The organism is Geothermobacter ehrlichii, from assembly GCF_008124615.1.
GTDB classification, from domain to species: Bacteria; Desulfobacterota; Desulfuromonadia; order Desulfuromonadales; family Geothermobacteraceae; genus Geothermobacter; species Geothermobacter ehrlichii.
This window is the reverse complement of sequence record NZ_VNIB01000017.1, coordinates 1-18344: the sequence shown is the minus strand read 5'-3', so window position 1 is coordinate 18344 and position 18344 is coordinate 1. Positions and strand designations below refer to the sequence as shown.

13 protein-coding genes are annotated in these 18344 nt (G+C 57.9%); 8 read left to right on the top strand and 5 right to left on the bottom strand.

The features are described 5' to 3' along the window. The first annotated feature begins 285 nt into the window (after positions 1 to 285). The 5 genes from icmF (at position 286) to EDC39_RS15395 (ending at position 7169) form a co-directional block, all read left to right on the top strand. Complete coding sequence (gene icmF, locus EDC39_RS13980; RefSeq protein WP_148897016.1) at positions 286 to 3519, top strand: fused isobutyryl-CoA mutase/GTPase IcmF; 3234 nt, start codon at positions 286 to 288, stop codon at positions 3517 to 3519. 84 nt (positions 3520 to 3603) lie between these two features. Further along, positions 3604 to 4794: a M24 family metallopeptidase gene (locus EDC39_RS13975; protein ID WP_148897015.1), complete on the top strand. Its 1191-nt coding sequence runs from the start codon at positions 3604 to 3606 to the stop codon at positions 4792 to 4794. Then, on the top strand, positions 4791 to 5906 hold the full coding sequence (locus tag EDC39_RS13970; protein WP_148897014.1) for an oxidoreductase: 1116 nt from the start codon (positions 4791 to 4793) through the stop codon (positions 5904 to 5906). Before EDC39_RS13975 ends, EDC39_RS13970 begins: the two co-directional genes overlap by 4 nt. 52 nt (positions 5907 to 5958) lie before the next feature. After that, positions 5959 to 6783: an amidohydrolase family protein gene (locus EDC39_RS13965; protein ID WP_148897013.1), complete on the top strand. Its 825-nt coding sequence runs from the start codon at positions 5959 to 5961 to the stop codon at positions 6781 to 6783. 248 nt (positions 6784 to 7031) lie between these two features. Continuing rightward, positions 7032 to 7169: a hypothetical protein gene (locus EDC39_RS15395; RefSeq protein ID WP_187426819.1), complete on the top strand. Its 138-nt coding sequence runs from the start codon at positions 7032 to 7034 to the stop codon at positions 7167 to 7169. Between the two features lie 91 nt (positions 7170 to 7260). On the opposite strand, the gene EDC39_RS13960 is transcribed toward EDC39_RS15395, so the two are convergent. The 4 genes from EDC39_RS13960 to EDC39_RS13945 form a co-directional block, all read right to left on the bottom strand. Next, a complete protein-coding gene (locus EDC39_RS13960) occupies positions 7261 to 9201 on the bottom strand; it encodes an aconitate hydratase (RefSeq protein WP_148897012.1) in 1941 nt (646 codons plus the stop codon). Between the two features lie 88 nt (positions 9202 to 9289). Continuing rightward, entirely contained in the window at positions 9290 to 9847 is a 558-nt protein-coding gene (locus EDC39_RS13955; RefSeq protein WP_187426818.1) for a ferritin-like domain-containing protein, read from the bottom strand. A 403-nt stretch (positions 9848 to 10250) separates the two neighbouring features. Then, positions 10251 to 12218: a glycoside hydrolase family 15 protein gene (locus EDC39_RS13950; protein ID WP_148897010.1), complete on the bottom strand. Its 1968-nt coding sequence runs from the start codon at positions 12216 to 12218 to the stop codon at positions 10251 to 10253. Next, positions 12211 to 13479 carry a glycosyltransferase family 4 protein gene (locus EDC39_RS13945; RefSeq protein WP_148897009.1) on the bottom strand — a complete coding sequence of 423 codons (1269 nt, stop codon included), beginning with the start codon at positions 13477 to 13479 and terminating at the stop codon, positions 12211 to 12213. Before EDC39_RS13945 ends, EDC39_RS13950 begins: the two co-directional genes overlap by 8 nt. A gap of 279 nt (positions 13480 to 13758) precedes the next feature. Here EDC39_RS13945 and EDC39_RS13940 point away from each other — a divergent pair, with 279 nt between their 5' ends. The 3 genes from EDC39_RS13940 to EDC39_RS13930 all read left to right on the top strand — a co-directional run bounded on the left by EDC39_RS13940 (position 13759) and on the right by EDC39_RS13930 (position 16978). Beyond that, entirely contained in the window at positions 13759 to 14907 is a 1149-nt protein-coding gene (locus tag EDC39_RS13940; protein ID WP_148897008.1) for an ATP-binding protein, read from the top strand. A 416-nt stretch (positions 14908 to 15323) separates the two neighbouring features. Next, positions 15324 to 16193: a trypsin-like peptidase domain-containing protein gene (locus tag EDC39_RS13935; RefSeq protein ID WP_148897007.1), complete on the top strand. Its 870-nt coding sequence runs from the start codon at positions 15324 to 15326 to the stop codon at positions 16191 to 16193. Positions 16194 to 16321: 128 nt separating this feature from the next. Continuing rightward, the gene (locus EDC39_RS13930; protein ID WP_148897006.1) at positions 16322 to 16978 is read left to right on the top strand and encodes a HEPN domain-containing protein; all 657 of its coding nucleotides are present in this window, start codon (positions 16322 to 16324) and stop codon (positions 16976 to 16978) included. A gap of 242 nt (positions 16979 to 17220) precedes the next feature. Here EDC39_RS13930 and EDC39_RS13925 read toward each other — a convergent pair whose 3' ends face one another. Next, the gene (locus tag EDC39_RS13925) at positions 17221 to 18195 is read right to left on the bottom strand and encodes a reverse transcriptase domain-containing protein (RefSeq protein WP_246140264.1); all 975 of its coding nucleotides are present in this window, start codon (positions 18193 to 18195) and stop codon (positions 17221 to 17223) included. Between the last annotated feature and the right edge of the window lie 149 nt (positions 18196 to 18344).

Sequence of the window (18344 nt, the reverse complement as noted above, 5' to 3'; positions counted from 1 at the left end):
TAACGGCACCAGACGCGCTCTGGCGCCGCCTCCAGCCTGCCCTTGTGCCGTCATGACGAGAAGCCACCATTTTTCCAAGATTTTTCAACAAGGAAGCTCCCGGGTGTCAACAAAAGTAGACAGATTCGTCACTCCCGTTATCGACATTGCCCCCTTGCGCCATCCCCCCGGGGACCGGTCCGGAGTCATCGGCCCGGCATCCGGGCCGCCCGGCGACGGGCGTGGCACAAAGGTTGCTAAAACGTCGTTTGGACAAATTCATCAATTTCCGCAAGGAGCCGCGACATGGAACAGGAACCCTATCGCCCCAAACATCACATACGTTTCGTCACCGCCACCAGCCTGTTCGACGGGCATGACGTGTCGATCAACATCATGCGCCGGCTGCTGCAGGATTCCGGCGCCGAGGTCGTCCACCTGGGGCACAACCGGTCGGCGCAGGAAATCGTGCTGACCGCCATCCAGGAAGACGTGCAGGGCATCGCCGTCAGCTCCTACCAGGGCGGGCATCTCGAATTCTTCAAGTACATGTACGACCTGCTGCAGGAATACGGTTCCGGCCACATCAAGATCTTCGGCGGCGGCGGCGGGGTCATCATTCCCGACGAGATCCGGGAGCTGGAGGATTACGGCATCTGCAAGATCTTCTCGCCCGAGGACGGCCGCCGCATGGGCCTGCAGGGAATGATCAACTACAAGCTGCAGCAGTGCGATTTCGCACCGCCGCGGAGAATCGGCCGCGACCTGGAGATGCTTCCCGCCGGCGACCACCAGGCCATCGCCCGCATGATCACCTGCGCCGAGCAGCTGGTCACCGAAGCGAACGGCGAGCTGCAGGCGGCCCACGACCGGGTGAAGGAGCTGGCCAGGGAGGTGCCGGTGGTCGGCATCACCGGCACCGGCGGCGCCGGCAAGAGCTCGCTGACCGACGAGCTGGTGCGGCGCTTTCTGAACGACTTCACCGACAAGCACATCGCCATCCTCTCCGTCGACCCGACCCGCAAGCGGACCGGCGGCGCCCTGCTCGGCGACCGCATCCGCATGAACGCCATCAACAACCCGCGCGTCTACATGCGCTCGCTGGCGACCCGCGATTCGCGCAGCGAACTGTCGGCCGCCATCCGCGAGGCGATGACCGTTCTGAAGGCCGCCAACTTCGACCTGATCATCGTCGAAACCAGCGGCATCGGCCAGGGCGACACCGGCATCATCGAGGTCTGCGACGTCTCGCTCTACGTCATGACCAGCGAGTTCGGCGCCCCGACCCAGCTGGAAAAGATCGACATGCTCGACTTCGCCGATCTGGTCGCCCTGAACAAGATGGAAAAGCGGGGCGCCGAGGACGCCCTGCGCAACGTGCGCAAGCAGGTGCGCCGCAACCGCAAGCTGTTCGAGGCGGCCGACGAGGAGCTGCCGGTCTACGGCACCATCGCCAGTCAGTTCAACGACGCCGGCACCAACCGCCTCTACCGCGCCCTGATCGACAAGCTGAACGAGAAGTGCCGAACCGGCTGGCAGAGCCGGATCGAGATCGGCGACCAGGACAGCCTCGCCCAGCGCATCATCCCGCCGGAAAAGACCAGCTACCTGGGCGAGATTTCCCACACCATCCGCAACTACCGGCAACAGGTGGAGCGGCAGACCGAGCTCGCCCGCCAGCTCTTCCAGCTCGAAGGGGCGAAAAAGCTGCTGCCCGATCCGGCGGCCAGCCTCGACGAGCTGATCGAGCAGACCCGCGACAGGCTGTCCGCCGAAACCCGGCAGACGCTGGAGAAATGGCCGGAGCTGAAAAAGGCCTACCGCCAGGATGTCATGGTGACCAGGGTGCGTGACAGGGAGCTGCGCAACGAGCTGTTCACCACCACCATCTCCGGCACCCGCATTCCCAAGGTCTGCCTGCCCGACTTCGCCGACTACGGCGAGATCGTCCGCTGGTGCATGAAGGAGAACGCCCCCGGCTTCTTCCCCTACACTGCCGGCCTGTTCCCCTTCAAGCGCACCGCCGAAGACCCCAAGCGGCAGTTCGCCGGTGAAGGGACGCCCGAGCGGACCAACCGCCGCTTCCACTTTCTGACCAAGGACGATCCGGCCAAGCGCCTGTCGACCGCCTTCGACAGCATCACCCTCTACGGCGAAGACCCGGACGAGCGGCCCGACATCTACGGCAAGATCGGCATGAGCGGCGTCTCCATCTGCACCCTCGACGACATGGACAAGCTCTTCGCCGGCTTCGACCTGTGCGATCCGATGACCTCGGTTTCACTGACCATCAACGGTCCGGCGCCGATGATCCTGGCCATGTTCCTCAATACCGCCATCCGCCAGCAGGTGGAGAAGTTCCGCAAGGAGAACGGCCGCGAGCCGGACGCCGACGAGTACCACAGAATCAGGGCCTGGACCCTGCAGACGGTGCGCGGCACGGTGCAGGCCGACATCCTCAAGGAAGACCAGGGGCAGAACACCTGCATCTTCTCCACCGAGTTCGCCCTGCGCATGATGGGCGACGTGCAGCAGTATTTCATCGACAACAATGTGCGCAACTACTACTCGGTGTCGATCAGCGGCTACCACATCGCCGAGGCCGGCGCCAACCCGATCAGCCAGCTCGCCTTCACCCTGGCCAACGGTTTCACCTACGTCGAGTACTACCTCGCCCGCGGCATGCACATCGACGATTTCGCGCCCAACCTCTCCTTCTTCTTCAGCAACGGCCTCGACCCCGAATATTCGGTGATCGGCCGGGTGGCGCGTCGCATCTGGGCGGTGGTGATGCGCGACAAGTACGGCGCCAACAAGCGCAGCCAGATGCTCAAGTACCACATCCAGACCTCGGGCCGCTCGCTGCACGCCCAGGAGATGGCCTTCAACGACATCCGCACCACCCTGCAGGCGCTGATGGCGATCTACGACAACTGCAACTCGCTGCACACCAACGCCTACGACGAGGCGATCACCACCCCGACCGAGGAATCGGTGCGGCGGGCGATGGCGATCCAGATGATCATCAACAAGGAGTTCGGCCTGGCGAAGAACGAGAACCCGCTGCAGGGCTCCTTCATCATCGAGGAGCTGACCGACCTGGTCGAAGAGGCGGTGCTGTGCGAGTTCGAGCGCATCAGCCAGCGCGGCGGCGTGCTCGGAGCGATGGAAACCCAGTACCAGCGCGGCAAGATCCAGGACGAATCGATGCTCTACGAGCACAAGAAGCACACCGGAGAGCTGCCGATCATCGGCGTCAACACCTACCTCAACCCGCGGGTCGAGGAAGAGGGCTACGAGATTCCGGGCGAGCTGGCCCGCTCCACCGAAGAGGAGAAACAGCTGCAGCTGACCAATCTGCGCGCCTTCCAGCAGCGCAACGCCGACAAGGCGCCGGAGGCACTGCAGCGGCTCAAGCAGGTGGCGGTCAGCGGCGGCAACATCTTCGCCGAGCTGATGGAGACGGTAAAGGTCGCCTCTCTGGGGCAGATGACCCGCGCCCTGTACGAGGTGGGAGGACAGTACCGGAGAAACATGTAACATCTTGAGAATCCAGGAGACAGGAGTCAGAATGCAGCAGAGGCTTCAAATTCTGACTTCCGACTCCCCCGAAAGGATGTTCCCATGGCCCTGAAAACCGAATGCCAGGTCCGCATCGCCAACCTCCAGCAACAGCTGCAGCGCAAGGAGCTGGACGGGGCGCTGATCCTCTACCCGATCGACCTTTACTACTTCGCCGGCACCCGGCAGAACGGCATGCTCTGGGTGCCGCAGAGCGGCGAGCCGCTGCTGCTGATCCGCAAGAGCCTGACCCGCGCCCGGCAGGAGAGCTGCATCGACGATTTGCGTCCCTTCCCCTCCAGCCGCCAGCTGACCGAGCTGGTCGGCCGGCCGGGGCAGCGCATCGGCCTGACCTGCGACGTGCTGCCGATCGCCCAGCTCGACTATCTGAAGAAGGTGCTGCCCGAACGCGAGTTTGTCGACATCTCCGGCATCAACCGCAACCTGCGCTCGGTCAAGTCGCCCTTCGAGGTCGAGAAGATCCGCCACGCCGGCGAGCAGCTGAGCAAGGTGTTCGCCCAGGTGCCCGATTTCTACCAGCCGGGAATGCGCGAGGTCGACCTGGCGGCCGAGTTCGAATGCCGTTCGCGCAAGCTCGGCAGCGAGGGCTACGTCAGGATGCGCGCCTACAACCAGGAGCTCTTCCAGGGGCTGCTGGTCGCCGGCGGCAGCGCCAACCAGCCGGGATTCTTCGACGGTGCCGTCACCGGCTGCGGCCTGAGCGCCGCCTCCCCCCACGGTGCCTCGACCGCCGTCATCCGGCCGGACATGCCGCTGATGGTCGACTACACCGCGGTCTACGACGGCTACATCGTCGACATGAGCCGGATTTTCGTCCCCGGAAGCATCCATCCCGACGTCCAGCACGCCTTCGACACCGCCCTTGAAATCCAGCGGCAGGTCATCGCCGCCCTGCGTCCGGGCGCCATCGCCTCGGAGCTGTTCGACCTGGCCAGCAGTATCGCCGCCGAGGCCGGGCTGGGGGAATGCTTCATGGGCGTTCCGGGCGAGCAGGCCAAGTTCGTCGGCCACGGCGTCGGACTCGAGCTGGACGAAATGCCGGTGCTGGCCAAGGGCTTCGACGTGCCACTGCAGCAGAACCAGACCATCGCCATCGAGCCGAAATTCCTGCTCGACGGTCACGGCGTGGTCGGCATCGAAAATACCTGGGCGGTCGACCCCGAGGGCGGCATCCGGCTTTCGCCGGCCGACGACCGGATCGTCACCCTGCCGGCGCAAGGAGAACCGTCGTGACTCATGCCCGACAACTGTTCGCCCCGGCGCGGCTCGGCGAGCTGCAGCTGCGCAACAGGCTGGTCCGCTCGGCAACCTGGGAAGGGATGTGCGATCCGGAAGGGGTGCCGGGCGACGAACTGATCGCGCTGCACCGCGCCCTGGCGGCCGGCGGCACCGGCCTGCTCATCACCGGCTTCGCCTACGTCGCCCAGGAAGGAAAACTGCTGCCCGGCGCCCTCAGCCTGAAGGACGAGGCGCCGGCCGATGCGGTGCGCCGGCTGGTCGACGCGGTGCACGCCGAAGGAGGCCGGATCTGCGCCCAGATCGGCCATGCCGGCGGCCAGACCCGCAGCGACGTCTGCGGCTGCACCCCGATCGCCCCCTCGGCCATCGAGCTGGAGCAGTATCCGCAGCGCCCCCTGGAGATGACCGCCGACGACATCGCCCGCGTCATCGACGCCTTCGCCGCCGCCGCCGACCGCGCCCGCCGCTGGGGTTTCGACGCCATCCAGCTGCACGCCGCCCACGGCTACCTGATCAACCAGTTCCTCTCGCCGCTCAGCAACCGGCGCACCGACGCCTGGGGCGGCGATCCGGACAACCGGATGCGCTTTCTGCTCGAGGTCTACGCCGCCGTCCGGCAGACCGTCGGCTCCCGGCTGCCGCTGCTGGTCAAGCTGAGTCTCGACGACCACCTGGAAGGCGGCCTGTGCTGCGACGACGCCCTGCAGGTGGCCTGCGCCCTCGACACCGCCGGCATCGACGGCATCGAGATCAGCAGCGGCACCCCGGCCTCCGGGGACCGCACCCCGGTCCGACGGCGCCGCGCCGACGATCCGCCGCTGCAGCCGTACAACCTGGAACTGGCCGAACGGCTGCGACCCGTCGTTCGCTGCCCGCTGCTGCTGGTGGGCGGCATCCGCGACCGGCTGCGGGCCGAAAGCATCCTGCGCTGCGGCAGCGCCGACTTCATCTCCCTCTGCCGTCCCTTCATCTGCGAGCCGGACCTGGCGCGGCGCTGGCAGGGCGAGAGCCTGGCCGTCGCCGCCTGCATCTCCTGCAACGGCTGCTTCAAGACCGCCTTCCGGGGGAGGCTGCGCTGCGTGCGGACGGACAGAGACGCCGGCTGAATCCCGCGCCGGCGGAAACGGCCCTTCGACGGAGCCGGAAAGGGAATGCCCAATGAAGATTTTCGACGTGCACATCCACAGCGGCGACCGGCACGAGTGGACCGAAGAGGCGTTCACCTTTCTGATGTCGCTCGGCTCGCGCTACCAGAAGCGGCTGTACGACCACGATGGCAACCAGGTCGACGACGAACTGCACCGCATCCTGGTCGAGGAGGGCGTCGAACACGCCGTGCTGCTGCCGGAATACGCCCCGAAAATCGCCGGCGTCCACCCGGTCGAACGGGTCGTCGCCATCGCCGCACGTTTCCGGCGCTTCATCCCCTTCGGCTTTATCAACCCGCTGCTGCACCACCCGGTGGAGGAATTCGAGCGGCAGCTCGCCCTCGGCATAAAGGGGCTGAAGATCCATCCCGTCCACTGCGAGCACTACGTCAACGACCGCAACCTCTACCCGGTCTACGAGCGCTGCATGCAGCTGAACATGCCGGTGATGATGCACGCCGGCACCTCCATCTTCACCGGCGCGAAAATGCGCTACGCCGATCCCTACACCTACGACGACGTCGCCACCGATTTTCCCGGACTGACCATCATCCTGGCGCACGGCGGGCGCGGCTTCTGGTACCAGCAGGCCGAATTCATGGTCAAACGGCACAGGAACGTCTACATCGACATCTGCGGACTGCCGCCGCAGAACCTGCTGCAGCTCTATCCCTCGCTGCCGCGGCTTGCCGACAAGTTCCTCTTCGGCAGCGACTTTCCCGGCGTGCCGGGAATCAGGGCGAACGCCGAGGCCGTCTGCCGGCTCGACCTCTGTCCGGAGGCTAAGGAGCTGATCTGCCATCGCAACGCCGAAAGGCTGCTGCTGCCCGGCTGAAACCGCTGCAGTCCTCCGCACACCCTCGCCTTCGCCCCGTCCGCATCCTCCCGGACCCTCCCTGTGCCGATCCCCGTTCGGTACAGGCTCGGTACGTCAGCAGATCCTGCGCAAAGCTGCCTGCCCTTCGCCGTCCCGCACCGCTAGAATCGCCCCCGTACCATCCCCTCCCCGTGAGGGTACGCGCCCCCGCCGCCGGCAGCCGGCGACGGGACGACAACCGCGGTCAGCAGACAAAGGAGGAAATCATGGACTACATGGGCTATCACGACCTGTTCGACCATCTGCTCACCCCGCCCCGCGACGGACAACAGCCACCGGCAACCGGCAGACACCCCTGGATCCGCCGGCTGTTCTTCGTCAGGCGACAGGGCACGAAGAACTGAACCCGCAACCCCTGAGCGGAAACGGCCAACCAGCACTCGCTGGTTGGCCGTTTTTTCATGCCGCCCGTCACGCCTCACGCCCCCTCCCCCTTCAGGCAGTCCTCAGCCGGTCGCGCACCTCGTTCAGCGTCCCCCCGGCCAGCAGCTGGCGGCGCTGGCGCTCGGAGACGTCGAGCAGGGTGACAATCTGACGCTTTCCGATGGTGACCGGAATCTCCCGCGCGCCCTTTTCCAGCAGCCGGCGAACGTCGCTGACGACCAGTCGGTCGCCCGGCTCGATCCGGTCGTAATCTTCGGCATGTTTGAAGGTCAGCGGCAGGATGCCGAAGTTGCAGAGATTGGCCTGGTGAATGCGGGCGAAGCTCCTGGCGATTTTCACCCGCACGCCGAGATAACGCGGGGCCAGGGCCGCGTGTTCGCGGCTGGATCCCTGGCCGTAGTTGTCGCCGCCGACAACGACCGTATCGCCGAGTTCGCGGCAGCGGCGGGAAAAGTCCTCGTCGATCTGGTAAAAGACATAGTCGCTGATCGCCTCGATGTTGGAGCGCAGCGGCAGAACCTTGCTGCCGGCCGGCATGATGATGTCGGTGGAGATGTTGTCCCCGACCTTGATGACGACCGTTCCTTCCAGGGTTCCCGGCAGGGGTTCGAGCCGTGGAAACGGCTTGATGTTCGGCCCCCGGACCACCTCGGTGCTAAAGCGTTCCTCGTCAGGAAAGAGGATCGACGAGGTATCGACCACGAACGTCTCCGGATCGCTGATCCGCGGATAGTCCATCTCGGCCGCAAGATCTCTCGGGTCGGTGATCACTCCCTTCAGGCCCGACGCCGCCGCCGTCTCCGGCGAACAGAGATAGACCTGATCGCCCTCGGTCCCCGAGCGACCCGGGAAATTGCGCGGGAAGGTGCGCAGGCTGACCTGTCCGGTTCCGGGCGCCTGGCCCATGCCGATGCAGCCGAGGCAGCCGGACTGATGGATGCGGATGCCGGCCAGCAGCAGCATCATCACGCCGCCGTTTTCGGCGACATTTTCCAGCACCTGCCGGCTGCCGGGATTGACGTGAAAGGACAGATTCGCCGCCGAATGGCGCTTGTCAACGATGCAGGCCGTGACCATCAGGTCGCGATAACTGCCGTTGACGCTCGAACCGACGATGACCTGGTCGACCGGAGTCCCGGCCACTTCACGCACGGTCCTGATGTTTCCCGGCGAGGTCGGGCAGGCGATCAGGGGCTCGAGCCGAGAAAGATCGATCTCGTCCAGCTCGTCGTAGCCGCAGCCGGGGTCGGCCTGCAGCTCGCGCCAGTCGTCCTCGCGTCCCTGGGCCGTCAGAAACCGGCGCGTTCGCTCGTCGGAGGGAAAAACCGTGGAGGTCGCTCCGAGCTCCGTACCCATGTTGCCGATCGTCATCCGGTCGGTCACCGAGAGGGTTTTCACCCCCGGACCGAAATATTCCACCACCATGCCGACACATCCCTTGACATCGTAGCGCCGGAGCATTTCGAGAATGACGTCCTTGGCGCTGACCCAGTCGGGCAGCCGGCCGGTCAGCCTGACGCCCAGGACCCCGGGACAGGGGAGATGGTAGGGATGCCCGGCCATCGCCAGGGCGACATCAAGCCCTCCGGCGCCGATGGCCAGCATGGACACGCCGGCAGCCCCGGGCGTGTGGCTGTCGGCGCCCAGCATGGTCAGCCCCGGCCGCCCGAAACGTTCGAGATGAACGATATGCGAGATGCCGTTGCCCGGTTGCGAGTAGTGCACGCCGTAGCGGGCGCTGACCGTGCGCAGGTATTTGTGATCGTCGGCGTTCTTGAAGTCGGTCTGCAGCAGGTTGTGGTCGACGTACTGCACGGCCAGATCCGCCTTGACCCGGTCGATTCCAAGAGCCTCGAATTCGAGCATCGCCATGGTCCCGGTGGCGTCCTGCAGCAGCGTGTGATCGATGTGGATGGCGATCTCCTCGCCGGGAATCAGTTCACCCTCGACCAGGTGGGTGGAGAGAATTTTTTGCGTGATGTTCTGGGCCATGAAAGCCCCCCTTTCCCTTCGCGCGAGGCGCCCGGGCGAGGTGACGGGCCAGGTGGTCGAAGCGTTCCGGATGCCGCCGTGCGAAAACTCAGTGCTTAACTTCGGGCATGACGGGCAGATCGAGATCCCCCTGTCGCAGATCCTCGTAGCGGCCAAAATTGTGGAACTCGTCGAGATTGCTGAACTCGCCCCACTCGAGCGATTCGTTCGGGGCGTTGACAAAATCGAACAGGCTCTCGATCTCTCTCAGCTCGACGCGCTCCAGAGCAGCGACCCAGAAGAGCAGGCGGGCGGTGTCCGGATCGCCTTCGGCCTCGGCGAGATGCTGGTAGTGGTCGACGATCTCCCGCTCGATGGCGATGCCCAGCTGGTAGGCTTCCAGGTCGTTGGCGACTGCGGGAGCATCGCTCGAGCCGTTCAGGCGCGCGAAGGGATTGTCATCCCCGTCGAGACCGGAACAGTCGAGCCTGGCAAACTCGGGGAAACGCTTGTTGATCAGTCGCAGTTTCTGCAGCAGGGTTTCCTCGTCCTCGGCCAGCAGGGTGAAAATCTTCCGGATGCCCTCGCCCTGCGCCCGGGTGGCCATCTGCCGGTAAAACGTGATGCCGCTGGTTTCTATGTTCAATGCGTATGCATACAGATTCATCATGGACTCCTTCTTGCTGTCGGTGCCCGCAGGACACCACGTCTATCTCACAATTCTTTGATCAATAATACCACGATTGGTAAAGCGGCGGCGCGCAAGAAAGGAAGGAATCCGCTCTCCGGTCAGAAAAAAGAACCGGGGCCGATTCGGCCCTGGTGATTAACAGGGTGGTGCAATTGGTCGTGCGCGACTGGAATGACCAGCGGCAGGTTCTACCTCAATTGCGGAAAAGGCGCTTTTGTCAATTTGTCAAGCACGACCCCTTTTCGACCCCTTTTCTGCGCAGGAGGGGTGGTTTTTTGGAATTTTTGCGGGGGAGCATAAGTTGGAGTGTAGCAGGCTAAAGCAACAAAGCAACAACGTCCCTATTCTTAGACGGACAGCCTTTTAATAGGTGACCCCGTTAGCCTCTTTTTTGTAAAGAGTTGAACTTTTCCGTGTATTGCAGTACTGCCCACACGTAGGCGGAATGGCTCCATGTGAGCGGGGAAACAGAAAGAGGGCAACCGTTTGCAGGGTGCACCTGCTCTGCAAGCACACCAGAAGGAAGTGCATTTTTCGCACACCATTCGAGGTAAGGTAGTGCTTCATGAAGCTCCTGAAGATTTTCGGCTCGAGCGATGAAGCATTCTCCCAACCAGAGCGTTGAGATAAACCATGGGTTGCCAGGGATATTCTCTGGGCTATCACCTGGCCGTTGATAGACATCATCCTGGTACCGGGCACAACCCCCAACAGGAGTATTAAGCCATAATTGCTGGCGTATGGCCTTCATCGTTTCGATCATCCTCGGGTCTTGGGGTGAAAATACTCCCAGAGTTATGAGTCCCAAAAGGCTGACGTCGATTACTTCATCGAGTTCATAGCCATTGCCCTTCCGGTAACCTGAGCGGGCGTACCTCTTTAGACCAGTGTGGTATAGGTGCTCAGTAAGCCCTTGCTTCATTTGACCGGCCGCTGTGTCATATGTCTCGGCCAAGGAGGTATCTTGAAAGAGTCTTGCAAAATTCGCCGCCGCTCTGAGGCCGGCAATCACTGCTGCAACGGTAAAGGAGTGCACTCCGTAACGCTCTTCCCAGAGATCAAAGGAGGGGATGGGCAGCAAGGTTTCAGAATCGCGGTGCGCTAGCAAAAAGTCGGCGGACTTTTGAATAAGCTTCTTGTAGAGAGGCCTTATGAATTCCACGTCCCTCGAACACTGGTAGTGTATCCATAGCGCCCAGAGCACCAGAGCTGTCGAATCCTCCTGTATGGGGAGAACCTCCTCTCCATCCACTAACCAAGAGTGCCAATTGCTGGCCAGCGAGCCATCCGGATTATAATGCTGGAAAAGATATCCCTCCTCGGACAGAACTTGGGCGCTAAAGTCGAAAAATTTCCTGCATACATTCAGGTAGCCGGCCTTCGCCAGCGCAGCGGCGACAAAGGCCCCATCGCGGCCCCACATGTAAGAATAAGTATCCTGCCCAAAACGAACGATATCTGAGTCATTTGCGGCGATGATTGCTCCCCGGTTGTCAATCTGCGTTCTCAAAACGAGGAGACTTCGGTTGAAAATGTCGGTGACCGTTTTGGGCAGATCCCCAAAGTACCTGGGCTCTTTTTGAGCCCACGCTGTCCAGTAATCCGACGTTTGATTAATCAGCTCTGTCGGCGTCTTCTCCAAAACAGCCTGGTTGAGTTGAGCTACCTCATGGTACCCCGTGCCTGCAGCCACCCAGTAAAAGGCCGTTGCTCTCCCGCCTGGGGGCACGTGCAGGCGTATTCCGATCGTGGAGTCGGCAGAGCCCCAGGCGACCGGATGTCCACTAAGTTCGCCATCCTCAGCGTCTTTCCAGGTTCCCTGCTGTCCCTCCATCCCCTTGATCCCGCAAGCGTAGTGCTCGACACCCCCCTTTTCGGCCCCGGAACAATTGATGAGAAAGTACCGGTTAGCTTTATAATGGATGATGGAACGGGTTCGCGGATCAAAATAAGCCGTGTCTCCAATATCATTGCCATAAAGGTGAAAGTCGTGAGTGAAAAAGAGTCTCACTTGACGATCTTTCCCCTCCAGGTTTGTCACTTCGACTTTTTTGATATATACGTTCAAGTCTAAGTCAACCGCGTCACTGCAGCGAAGCTCCAAACACAAAACGTCGCTTTTCAGGAAAACATCAGTCACGAGGCTGTCATCATGATATCTCAGATCCCTTTTCCATTCCGAACCTATCCAGGAGAAGCGTCCATCCACCCATACCCCGAACCGAAAGGGATGTCCCTTTGAATGATTCTCTTGGCCTATCAAAGGAAAATACACATCCCGAATTCGGTAATCCGAGTCAAAATTAAAAAGGAGATTGCCGTTGCTTACCGGAATGTCTTTAGGCATAGTAGTTCCCTTCCGAGGCTATATTGCCAGGGGGAAGAGGTTTCGAAATATTGTCGATCGGTAACCTGCCAAAGTTGACTGATGTTTTATACTTGTCGAGTATCTGCTGATACAACTCTGAATACTTTTGGGCCATACTTGTAATGGAGAAATGATTCTGCACGTGCCTCTGACATTCACGAGGATCGATGCTGTTGATGCGGTCAACTGCCCCAATCATGCCATCTAGAGAATTCATCACGAACCCTGTTTTACCGTCCACCACAATTTCTGGAACGGCTCCTTCTTTGAATGCCAGGACTGGAGTGCCGCACGCCATTGATTCGATCAGAACGAGTCCAAATGGCTCTCCCCACTGTATAGGAAACAAGGTGGCCCATGCATGCAGATACCATTGCTTTTTTTGCTCGCTGCTGAGCTCTCCGAGGTATATAATCTGTTTGTCGCAGTCCAGTAAAGGCTTCATTACCTTCTCATAATAGTCCTTATCAACACGATGTTTACCAATGTCAACAAATAGGTCGATAGAGCCCTTCAAGCTTTCGAAAAACTCCTGGTCTGCGAATTTGTTCTGGACACAACCGGCAATGATGAGCTTGAAACCTGTCTTTTTCGCAACTTCTATGGCTTTATCCTGCCCCTTGACCTGGGTTATCCTGCCTATAGTGAATAAATAGCTACCTTTGACCGGCTGCTCTTTAAAATGCCAGTCTCGTATTTCAATTCCATGATGGATAGTCTTAATATTCATCAAGCCATTATATTGCTGTTTTTGGTATTCGCTTATTGCTACGAAATGCATGTAAGGGTTTTGCATGGTGTTGAACCGCTGACAGTGGTCTTTTTTAATCAAACTGTCATTTGCGGGCACATGAAGAGTCATCACGATTGGCAGAGGCGGACTGAATATACCGTCATAAATGTAATCCAACCATCCATGCATGTGAATGACATCAATGTCGCCCATCTTTGCCCTTTTCAGTGCCCTCGAAAGGTGCGTCTTAACGATTTTTTTTTGTTCCTGTGTGCCTTCACGCACATAGTCACCGAGACTTCGCTGAACAGTCACGTGTTGTTCCCCAGTAACACAGGAATCAGCGGAACAAGCAACGATGGACCGATGACCTAAAGATCGAAGTCCTTTATCAATATTGTAAATAACAGTTTCTATTGGGCCATAACCGAGATCCGGTTTGATTGGCTTGTTGATTGTTGCTACTTGCAGCACTGTCAGTTTTTTATGCTTCGCCTTTGTTGTCACGATAGATCCTGTAGAAAAAAGCAACAGCTATTATTTTTCAAGCACTTATAAAACAATACATGAAAAAAGAAATTTTACAACGAGGGTGTAAGAATTCTGCGTAAATGGCCATAGCTTGGGGTTACAATTCCCGCCACAGGAGGGACGATGGCCATTGACGAAGCAAAGACTGGGGGCAGGTCTTGAATTATCAGTTTCTTACAATTCAAGACCCGACCCTGCTTCTTATCATTGAAAATTCGGATTGACGCTCCGAATTTTCAATGATAATCTTTTCGCATGATTGCCAGGACACCATATAAGGCCGCCGTCAACCAGGCCCTGAACCGATCACCGATCACGGCCATTCTCGGGCCCCGGCAATGTGGCAAAACCACTTTGGCCCGGCAGATTGCCAGGGAAAGAAAAACCGTCCACTATCTTGACCTGGAATCGCCCTCCGATCAGGCCCGTCTGCAGAATCCAGAACTCTATCTGTCCTCTCTTGACGGACTTGTTGTTCTCGACGAGATTCAGCACAACCCGGAACTTTTCGGCATCTTGCGGGTCCTGGCTGACCGGGCGGACAGTTCCACCCGCTTCCTGATCCTCGGCAGTGCATCGCCGGAAATCATTCGCAGCGCTTCCGAAAGCCTGGCCGGCCGGGTCGAGTTTGTCGAACTGGCCGGGTTCCACACGGGTGAAATCCCCGCTGCCGATCATGACAGGCTCTGGCTGCGGGGTGGATTTCCGCGTTCCTTTCTCGCCGGGACGGATGAAGACAGCGTGGCCTGGCGCGAAGGGTTCATCCGCACTTTCCTGGAGCGCGACATCCCACAACTCGGCATCAACATTCCCGCCGCGGCGATGCGGCGTTTCTGGACAATGCTTGCCCATTCGCACGGGCAAACCTGGAATGCTTCCGAGCTGGGGCGGTCGATGGGCCTGTCAGACAAGACCGTTCGCCACTATCTCGATATTCTGACCGGAACCTACATGGTGCGGCAGTTACAGCCCTGGCACGAAAATCTTGCCAAACGGCAGGTGAAGGCCCCCAAGATCTACCTGCGCGACTCCGGCATCGTCCACAGCCTGCTCAGTATCCCCGATCGCAACACGCTGCTCGGCCATCCCCGGCTTGGCGCCTCCTGGGAAGGGTTTGCCCTGGAGCAGGTACTGGCCCGCATCGGTTCGGCCGACACCTACTTCTGGGCGACCTACAGCGGCGCCGAACTCGACCTGCTGTTCTTCCGCGGCGGGCGCCGTTACGGAGTGGAATTCAAGTTCAACGAAGCGCCGAAGATAACCCGCTCGATGCGTAGCGCCCTGAAAGATCTCGAGCTGGAACACCTCTGGGTGGTCTATCCCGGCCGGCAGCCGTTTGCCGTCGATGAAAAAGTGACCATGCTTCCCCTGCGGGACGTGGCGGAGCTGGCGGGGATTGGCTGAATCTGACAGAGGGCGGGGCCGTTAATTCACCTTTTAAACAACGTCCCTCCAGCGCCCTCGCTCTGGGACTTCTGGAACGACTGGTGTGACGATGACAGCCTTGACAATGCGATAAAAAGACGCTAACAAAAAGCCGTTATATAGGAGGGGGACATGACACAAAGAACAAAAGCCGTCCGGGAAAAACCCAACCGGGCGGCTTTTTGTTTTTTCTCCGAACTGCAAAAGTGCACAGATATTGGAATCCGTTGCTATGGATGAGCAGACATAACAGGGTAATTAGGGTGCAAGATTGTCTAACACATTGATTACGAAGGCATCCAATGGTGCCAGATGTGGTTTGGGAATGGAGTTAGCGTCTGCCATTCGGGATAAAGGATGGGGAGAGATAATAAAGAGTTCGGCTGAGGAAACCAATGATAATTGATCACATATCGCTTTCAACGACACCTATCTTTCTACGACAAGGTGAACAAGTAGTTTCGCAAGGTACAGGATTTTATTTCGTTAAAAAAAATGACGAAAACCAAGTCCTATTTTTAGTAACAAACTATCATGTGTTAACTGGGTCGGCCCCAAATGAAAGAAAACCTCCCATAGGGGACAATATTCTTTTCCAGTTTCATGAGTCAGAAATAGAGACAGGTAGAGTAAGAAATACAGTCCTTCCCCTATTTACCCCTTCGGGGCGACCGTTATGGATTTCTAGTATGACCTATCCAGAAGCTGACCTTGCAATAATCCCTCTACCAGCAGAATGTTCAAAAGACTGCAAGGTTTTTTGTCTTTCAGAAGAATGGGCTAATCCAAGAATGAAAATTAGACCTGCAACTGATATATCATTAGTTGGATATCCTTATGGGTATTATGACACCGCAAATGCGTTACCTGTATGGAAATCTGGCACCTTAGCAAGCGAGCCAAGTGTAAATTTTGAAGAAAAACCTTTAGTTCTTGTTGATGTATCAGCATTTCCAGGCATGTCAGGTTCTCCAGTTTTTGCAGTAGCAAATGGTATGTATGAAAACGTGGATGGGAACTCTGTTTCGCCAGGTGTTGTACGGCAATTCATTGGCATTTATGCCAGTATGCAAATGGTTGGCAAAAACAAATTCTTAGAAGAAATAGTTCATAATACGAAATTGGGAATAAAAGATTATGAGTCTTTAGAGATTGGTCATGTCTGGAAATCCGATTTGGTTATTGACGCTATTAACAACATTGATGTTCATCAGTATGCTGATGAAATATTAGGAGAATTTGGCCGAACAAGGCGTTCCACCTGACCGCTATTTCGCTGGCGCTCCATAGCGGCAGGCGAGCTTTGTCGTTAGCGTATGGAGGGTAAGTCATTGTGGCAATCCGCAGGAGACTAAGGCCTGCAGCCCCACATGTTCTAGGAATCCAAAAGAACATGAGTGAGGTCGCCAGGTTGATGGATATACACACCATAGTCGCAGGGGCAGGACCTGGCAGGAAGCGGGATGTTCAGGTTCTCAACAAAAGTGCAATTATCATCACTCTTGCTTGTTGGGAGGCATACGTAGAAGACCTTGCAAGAAACGCTTTTGAGTACATGCTAAATGTTGCTTCTGAACCGTCTATATTTCCTGATCACGTTTTAGCGGTCGCAGGGAAACGAATAGCCAAAGCAGGTGCTTTAGATGTATGGATGTTAGCAGATGATGGCTGGAAAGCTGCTTTAAGTGCCCACAAGGATGAAATACTTAATAAATATATCGTAAAAGGAAGTTTTAATACGCCAAGCTGCAAGAATATCGACAAGCTCTATTCTGAATTGATTGGCTTAACATCGGCCTCCAGAGAATTCTATTGGCCTGGAATGAGTAATGATAAGGCAAAGAAGAAGTTACAAGATTTAATAGATCTCCGAGGTGAAATAGCCCATAGGGTTGAGTCAAGCAAGTCGGTATACAAAAAGGATGTGGAAGGTTATCAAAAGTTTATAAAGAGGTTGGCGGTAATATTGCACAATCGAACTATTGCACTCATTTATGCGAGAACAAAAACTATGCCATGGCGTCTTTACCGTCATGGAAAAATACACTAACTGTACAGAGATAGTTATCACCTAGCACTTCCGCCCTTGGCGGGGTGACGCGTAAATTCCGGGGACATAACACAAAAACTGGGTAGAGTAGAGAGCTGGTTCCTTTCACCACAGGCGCGGCTTACCCGTTTCCGGCCCTTTCGTCTGCCGGTGCCTAAATAGCCGGGCCATAGTTTCCGTCTCCAGCCCTCCCTCATCAAACCGTGCGTGCGGTTTTCCCGCACACGGCTTTCCGATGTTCTTCACCGCAGGGCATGCGCCCTCGTCCAGCCCGCTGTCGTCGGCACCTTGTAGAGCCCGTATTTCGTGTACAGAACTCCATTGCCAAACCGAGCATATCCTGCTCTGCGATCTCTGACCTTGTGGCGTTTGCTGAGGTGGGTCCGCAATCGCTGTTCAACGTGTCCCCGAACGTGTTCAAGGGTTTTGCTGCAGTTGCGAATGTGGAAGTATCCTACCCACCCCCGCAGTGCAGAGTTGACCTCGTTGATCACTCTTTCCAGTGGCACGAGTGTCCGCCCCCTTCTTGTCAGGACCGTTACACGGTCTTTGATCGTCTTGATCGCTCTCTTCGAAGGCTGAACGTGGGCATAGTATTCCCCGGTTCTGCGGCTCTTGCCCATCCAGATTTCAAATCCAAGAAAATTGAACTTTCCCTCGTAGGCATTGACTCGTTTGGTCTTTGTCTCGTTCAGGGTCAGTTCTATCCGCTCCAGTATCTGTCGCAATACTGCCATGGCCCGTCCGGACTTACTTCTCCGGCAAAGGATGACAATATCGTCTGCATACCTGACGATGCGGGCACCTAACCGTTGTTGCAGCTTGTTCCGCTCCCAGATCCTGTCCAGCATATGCAGGTAGAGATTGGCGAGCAGCGGTGAGATGACTCCGCCTTGCGGCGTACCTTTGCGGTTGCCCTTGCCACCGCCGACATTTCTTTTCGTCCCATCCCTGTCCACTTCCATGATCGGCGCTTTAAGCCACATCTTGATCAGGTGCAGAATTGCACCGTCGCTGATGCGTTCGGCGACCACAGCCAGAAGGTTGGCGTGGGGGATGGTGTCGAAGTACTTTGATAAGTCAGCATCAATGACTTCGGTGTAGCCCTTGTTCATGGAGTACGCCACATCATTGACAGCGTCATGGGCTGACTTCTTTGGACGAAACCCGTAGGAACTGTCGCAGAAGTCCGCTTCGAAGATCGGCTCAACGACCAACTTTACGAGAGATAGGGGTCAGGTCTTGAATTGTCAGTTTCTTATATTTCAAGACCTGATAATCCTCTAAAAAGGCACCTCCTGCCTACCAGGCCGATCCTGGTAGGCTAGGAAGATCACACAAACCCCTATTCAGGAGGTGCCTTATG